This window comes from Ruminococcus sp. AM42-11 (genome assembly GCF_003480145.1).
In the GTDB taxonomy this organism is placed as follows: Bacteria; Bacillota; Clostridia; order Lachnospirales; family Lachnospiraceae; genus Blautia_A; species Blautia_A faecis.
Window position 1 is genome coordinate 1 of the sequence record NZ_QUIO01000080.1, and the last position, 5861, is coordinate 5861.

10 protein-coding genes are annotated in these 5861 nt (G+C 32.0%); 5 read left to right on the forward strand and 5 right to left on the reverse strand.

All coding sequences use genetic code 11. The annotated features are described in order from the left end of the window. Positions 1-188: hypothetical protein (locus tag DW904_RS23305; protein ID WP_207664941.1), on the forward strand; the 188-nt coding region annotated here is incomplete at its 5' end. A gap of 125 nt (positions 189-313) precedes the next feature. On the opposite strand, the gene DW904_RS22245 is transcribed toward DW904_RS23305, so the two are convergent. Further along, entirely contained in the window at positions 314-583 is a 270-nt protein-coding gene (locus tag DW904_RS22245; protein WP_118584292.1) for a hypothetical protein, read from the reverse strand. 31 nt (positions 584-614) lie between these two features. Between DW904_RS22245 and DW904_RS22250 the strand changes: the two genes are divergently transcribed. From DW904_RS22250 to DW904_RS22255, 3 genes are all read left to right on the forward strand, one after another. After that, entirely contained in the window at positions 615-1046 is a 432-nt protein-coding gene (locus tag DW904_RS22250; RefSeq protein WP_118584293.1) for a DUF2513 domain-containing protein, read from the forward strand. Positions 1047-1199: 153 nt separating this feature from the next. Continuing rightward, complete coding sequence (locus DW904_RS23220; RefSeq protein ID WP_202187813.1) at positions 1200-1358, forward strand: hypothetical protein; 159 nt, start codon at positions 1200-1202, stop codon at positions 1356-1358. Between the two features lie 141 nt (positions 1359-1499). Continuing rightward, positions 1500-1700, forward strand: a complete 201-nt coding sequence (locus tag DW904_RS22255) for a hypothetical protein (RefSeq protein ID WP_118584294.1) — start codon at positions 1500-1502, stop codon at positions 1698-1700. 175 nt (positions 1701-1875) lie between these two features. Here the strand turns inward: DW904_RS22255 and DW904_RS22260 are convergent, their stop codons facing one another. From DW904_RS22260 to DW904_RS22270, 3 genes are all read right to left on the reverse strand, one after another. Continuing rightward, the gene (locus DW904_RS22260) at positions 1876-2223 is read right to left on the reverse strand and encodes a hypothetical protein (RefSeq protein WP_118584295.1); all 348 of its coding nucleotides are present in this window, start codon (positions 2221-2223) and stop codon (positions 1876-1878) included. Positions 2224-2267: 44 nt separating this feature from the next. After that, entirely contained in the window at positions 2268-2738 is a 471-nt protein-coding gene (locus tag DW904_RS22265) for a retropepsin-like aspartic protease (protein WP_118584296.1), read from the reverse strand. A 92-nt stretch (positions 2739-2830) separates the two neighbouring features. Next, entirely contained in the window at positions 2831-3031 is a 201-nt protein-coding gene (locus DW904_RS22270; protein WP_118584297.1) for a hypothetical protein, read from the reverse strand. Between the two features lie 541 nt (positions 3032-3572). On the opposite strand from DW904_RS22270, the gene DW904_RS23225 reads away from it, so the two are divergent. Continuing rightward, positions 3573-3746: a hypothetical protein gene (locus DW904_RS23225; RefSeq protein WP_202187814.1), complete on the forward strand. Its 174-nt coding sequence runs from the start codon at positions 3573-3575 to the stop codon at positions 3744-3746. A gap of 606 nt (positions 3747-4352) precedes the next feature. On the opposite strand, the gene DW904_RS22280 is transcribed toward DW904_RS23225, so the two are convergent. Then, positions 4353-4766 (reverse strand): hypothetical protein, encoded by a 414-nt coding sequence (locus DW904_RS22280; protein ID WP_147422369.1) that lies wholly within the window; start codon positions 4764-4766, stop codon positions 4353-4355. Positions 4767-5861 lie beyond the last annotated feature (1095 nt).

Consider the following 5861-nt stretch of genomic DNA (forward strand, 5'->3'; position numbering starts at 1 on the left):
ATGAATATAAATATGATTATATTAATGAAGATTTTCAAAATCTGTTTATGGAAATTACAGATTACTTTATTCAAAACAATACATATAATTATGATATCTTATTAACTTACTATGATAGATTGAGTAAACTTGTAAAAGATACATTAATAAAACATCAAAAAAAATACAAATCAAGTTCGTTGCCCTAAATGCGGTTCCACACAAATCACCACAGGTCAACGTGGATACTCATTATTCTCTGGTTTCCTTGGCTCAAATAAGACAGTCAACAGATGTGCGAATTGCGGATATTCTTGGAAACCTGGAAAATAACCTATTTAATACCATGTTCTTCCAAAAACTCATCAGCTATTTGACTAGAAACTTGTTTTATAATTTGAGTAAGATTACCATGAACGTCAATTTCCGGCATCTTACCAGTTGTTTCGAATTTAATAATGTCATCAATTGACATATTCTTAAAATGATTTCGCACTAATGTAAATGTGGTTTCAATATCACCTTCATCAGTACAATTATTTTCGTATAACAATTTAATAATTTTTGTTGCAATATTTTCTGTCTCAGAAATTGACCACAACATATTTTCACGACCTTTCTATGGAGGATTGAATATGATATTAAACTATGATTGTTTTAGAGATGTACTCTTATATATTGAAGAACAAGATAATATGAAGCTTAATGGAGATTTCAAGCGGATTATGTTAAAAGATATAAAGGATCACTTTTCAGGCAAATACACTGAAGAGGATGTACAATATTGTGTGAAAAACTTATTTGACGGAAGATTCTTAGAAGGATTGTATTCTATAGATGATAACTATAAATATGAAAACTGTAAAATTTATGATGTTACATTCGAAGGACATAAATTAGCAGAATCAATTAGACCTGACTCTATATGGAGGAAGAGTAAAGCTAAATTAAAATCTGTAGGTATTTCTTCTATAAATATGATCTCAGCAGTATGTGTAGAAGTTGCTAAAGTAGCTGTTACTGATCCTAAATTTATTACCGATATTGCCAATGGAATATTTAAATAAAGTTCACTGTCCTCGCTGTGGCTCAACGCAAATTACCACAGGTCAAACCTTGCAAAGAGCATTGTTTAGCTTAATGTATAATCAGATTACTGTCAATCGATGCGCAAATTGTGGGTGCACTTGGAGACAAGGAATATAAGGAGATTATATAATATGGAAGAAAACATATTTGATAAGTTTAAAAATGTGGTTCGTAAGCCGAAACCAGAACCAACTAAGCCAAAGGCAACTAAAATTTCTGATATTAATTTAGAAAAGAATAAACGAGAAATTTTTACTCTCCATGACGAAAAAGATAAAAACAAGAAGTAATACATTTTTTTAAAAAATCTATTGTTTTTATATATGGCGTAAAGAAAAGTTCAATAGCATGGGGAAATGGATCTGGAACTTCTCTAAACAATTCTATATCTTTTATTTTTAAATCTTCTGTGTCATTAGGAGGTGTATTTAGTGAACTCAAATTTCGATTCAAAAGAATCATTCCTTTCTTATAAGTTAAATATTTTTAAAGAATTGTATAATGATGAATGTGAAAGAAGAAACATTGCTTCACAAAAAATTTCAAGAATTATTCCATTAATTGTGGCAATGTTTGGTGGTGACACCAATATTTTTCAAAAGCTTTTTCTGGCAACAGATAATCCTCTATGACTTCCTTGACAAAGAAAGTAGGCAAGGGAGTATTAAAAGATTTTTCACTAGATCCACCACGAGAATCGTTTATTGATATTTTGTGTGAATCAATAAATATGTCGCAATCAAAAATTTTTACATGCATAAAAATCTTCACCTTCTTTTTTTATTTAATTAATAGACCAAGAGAGTATTAGTGCTCTTGGTCTGATTCTTCATGCTTGGTCCATGCTAATGTATAAGTTTTTAACCAAAAGTAATCTTTACCGAAATCACCATCAGACCGATATATATCAAATTCATTTATATTATAAATACCTAATGTCTCATACATGGCATCACGGTATGTCTTATAAGATCCAAGAACCTTATTATCATCTTTTCTTATTACTAGATAACAATCTCCGTATTTTTCAAATAATTCTTTCTCGTGGTCTGTAAAATAGCAGTGGGCTTTACCATCTCGATCTGTTGACATATTAGTATAATTAAAGAAATCTTTATCTTCAAATATAACAGTTCCTCTTTGTATTAATTTCATTTAATAATACTCCTTTTTAATCATAATAATAGACCAGGAGAGTGTTAATTCTCCTGGTCTAAATTATCATATTCATTTAAGAAATTTGCTGTTCCAAAAGATGGGATTCTAAATGAAAAACTTGTTTTTCCATTTAAATTTGATACTGCAAAATCACCTTTTGAAATAATATCCATACCAATAATAATATCAAAAACATCATGTTTTTCAATTTTTAATACTCGCAAGTTATTAAAAACAAAATCGTCTCTAAACATTAAATCAATTGAATAAATATTTGTTAATTTTGACTCACGATGACCTCCAGTATAGAAATTTGATTTTCCAGTTGAAGTAAGATTATATTTTTCCACTATATTGCTTGTTATACATGAGACAGAAGCACCTGTGTCCCAAATACAAATAAAGCGATTTTTATCAATTAAATCATCTTTCTCTTTTCCTACATAAACATAGGAAGTAAGTTGATTCATTATCTTATTTGAACTATATGTAAGAACTCGTATTTTATCCATATCTTATTCACTTATAGAAATCCATTTATATTCTGGTATGCGAACATATTTTCTATTAAAAACACCATCACAATGATATATATTAAATTCACCTACATCATAATAGAAAATGTTTCTCTTAATGCTTCTCTATATGTTTTATATGATCCAATGATAATATTATCTAATTTTCTAATAGACAGATAACATTCTCCATATTTTTTATATAATTCTTCATGATGATAATAAAACCAATCTGTAGGATGATTTGGAATTTCTACAATTTCCCCTTCATAATAATGTATTTTTCCCATATTAAATTTCACCTCTTATCATATCATATAATGGATTAATTTCAATCTATATAAATAAAAGCACCACGTTTGCAAGCCGTGGTGAGTGTGTGCAGTTAGTGCATTTCAGGTAGTAGGAGAGTAGTAACCTCACGGTTCTATCCATACTATTCGATCCATCATGCTACCCAGGCTTTCCCTGGTTGGACTGTATATTGTACTATATGTTGTAACGCCACACATAATACGCCTTGTCAGCCTCTCGCACGTTAACTGTAAAACTACACTTTTACATGAAAACACATATGTTCTGGATTTACAAAAATGGACAATTATACTACAATCGAAGTCAGATAAACTTGTGATCACAGTTCTACATTGTGATTCGTTGCACGACAGTATATCTGACAATCGTCATGTAGTATTGAATTAATGGTACGCAATTTGTACCAGAAATGAGATTATCTAAAATGAAGCATTCTAAATATTATATTCATTTCTATGGGATTCTCCCAACATCAAATCTCTTTCTTGATACTTTCGTACAGGAAGGAGGTGAGATATGGAAGATGTATTTCTATTCGTTTTAACTCTTGTAGGATTATTAATCCTATGGTCGTTAATCCGCAGAATACCATCTAAGAACATGAAAAACTTTCACATCCATTTTGGATTTTTGAAAGGATTTGACATGTCTGGAGAATTCTATAAGGATGACACCAAAAATAATAAATAGTTTAGTTCATATTTTTGTAATCTCCTTTTGTCATTTAAGAGAGTGGAGAGTTGTTAGCGCAACTTTCTGCTCTCTATTTCTTTCTTTCTTCCTGTTATAATTGCGTTTTATTCGTGAATTTATCATCCACTTTTGTAAATTTAAACATATGTGTTTGCTAACGTGTCGGAACTACCATCTTCAATATATCCCTTTCATTCATTTTCAGAACTAAGGTACCACAGTGATGTGGATTACGGCTTCCTCCGATATTCGGCTTTATAGCTCTAAGGCTAAAGGTCTGTCAATAGGTGTCGAATCACCATCTTGAACAAGTTCTATACTAACTGTCGCGATTATGACAGCAGCATATCAAATGGGCATCTTAACTACGATAAAATTTTGAATTGAAACTAGCTTTATGGTTTATGTTAAGCTGTTTACCCAGACCTGCTTGTGAAAGTTTAAATCCTGCGAATCCTCCAATTGCTGTTGAGAGCAGTGGAAGTTTATCCAGGATCTGAGTTACGATGTTAAGAAAGGCGGTTGCTGTATCTATTACGCCTTTAAACATATCACTGTTGATTGTTACTGTTGCAAGCTCTTGGAGCTGTGTTTGAAGTTGGGCTATTTTTGCTCCGTACTCTCAAGATACTTCTGGTTTTCTTCCAGTGCCGAATTATCTGAGTGCTCAGAAGTTTCTTTTACCTGTTCAAGAAGAGAACCATTAGTAAGCAGGCTACTTAAAATATTAGACCTGTTTTTACCTGCAAGTTCTTCGATAAGAGCTTGTGCACGATTGGTACCCATAGCTTTATCTTGTTTCTGTATTTCACTATATATTTCAGAAATATCCTTTAATATAGAATATGTGTTACGATAGTTTCCATTTTCATCTAAGATGTCAACGCCTTTACCATTATTTGAAGGTACGGCTGTATAATCTTTAATTATCTGTTGTTTCTTTGCTTTGGTAGCTACTACATAATCATCAGTTTCCTCGCCAAGTTCGGCTAATTCCTTTTGCGCTTCTTCTGTCAAGCTGTTACTTTCAGGCACAAAAACCTTACTGACCATATAAATGGCGTACAGTTATTTCTAGCTGTATCTCATATTTCATTTTGTTATATTATGAGTTCAGACTGTATATTACATCCTTATGATATTGGATGGATAACTTCAACATATGTGTTACCACACACATCCTGCAGTCGTTACGGTTTCCTATATAAAATATAGGTCTTACCTCGGTATTACCTGCTTCCAGGCGTTCACCGATATAGTTATCTACTGATGAACATAAAGTCCATCCGTACCTTCCGATACGTTTAGGCCGAAAACCTACAATACGAAGCGAAACGGTCTTAAGTCCGGCTGCAACACTATTTACCAAATTTGTTACTTCTATAAAAAAGAAGGATAGGTCATTTCTGCCTATCTCCGTAACTTCGTTATTAAGTTATAATTACGGTTCAGATCATACCTTCATCTCTTCGAATAAGAGAGCCTAGCATATGCCTAATCGTTACCTTTTAGACTGTGATCGTTACAGGATCTCAAAAATATTGAGTCTTACCCACGGGATTGTCTTCTTCAAGAGTTTTACCGTTTTGAGCTAGGTTGAACATTACATATCACTATGTAAGTGGACAAAATTTATCCTGAATCGTTGCATTCGCACTTGTTATGAGTGCCGCTGACTCATCTAATGAGTTGCCCATTAAACTAAGAGTCGCACCAGCTTTTTGTAAACCAGTTGCTAACTCATCTGTTGATATAGAGAAATTATTCAAGCTGTTACTTTCGAGTAATATCATACTCTACCGACCACACATAAAAATGTATGGCGCATAGTCATTTCTGCCTATGTCTCACGTTTCTTTATTGGGATTATTGCGTGACGATTATATTAAAAATATAAAAGAGCCTTTCGGCTGATCGGACTGGATCTTCATCCTATAGAATAGGAGAGTAGCGAAACTTCATTTGCTTACCAAATAAAGTGTTACAGTCTCTCGGGATTTTATAATGTACATTTTTTATTAATTATTTTGTATAACAAATTGTTTATATGTATTACTTTCTATTTGATATGGGATTATTATTTCAGAATTAATAGACATTGTGTTATCTCAT

What these genes read in the sequence shown, in the direction of transcription:
- DW904_RS22245 (WP_118584292.1), bottom strand. Translation starts at nt 583, where the DNA reads ATGTTGTGGTCAATTTCTGAGACAGAAAATATTGCAACAAAAATTATT.
- DW904_RS22250 (WP_118584293.1), top strand. Translation starts at nt 615, where the DNA reads ATGATATTAAACTATGATTGTTTTAGAGATGTACTCTTATATATTGAA.
- DW904_RS23220 (WP_202187813.1), top strand. Translation starts at nt 1,200, where the DNA reads ATGGAAGAAAACATATTTGATAAGTTTAAAAATGTGGTTCGTAAGCCG.
- DW904_RS22260 (WP_118584295.1), bottom strand. Translation starts at nt 2,223, where the DNA reads ATGAAATTAATACAAAGAGGAACTGTTATATTTGAAGATAAAGATTTC.
- DW904_RS22265 (WP_118584296.1), bottom strand. Translation starts at nt 2,738, where the DNA reads ATGGATAAAATACGAGTTCTTACATATAGTTCAAATAAGATAATGAAT.
- DW904_RS22270 (WP_118584297.1), bottom strand. Translation starts at nt 3,031, where the DNA reads ATGGGAAAAATACATTATTATGAAGGGGAAATTGTAGAAATTCCAAAT.
- DW904_RS23225 (WP_202187814.1), top strand. Translation starts at nt 3,573, where the DNA reads ATGGAAGATGTATTTCTATTCGTTTTAACTCTTGTAGGATTATTAATC.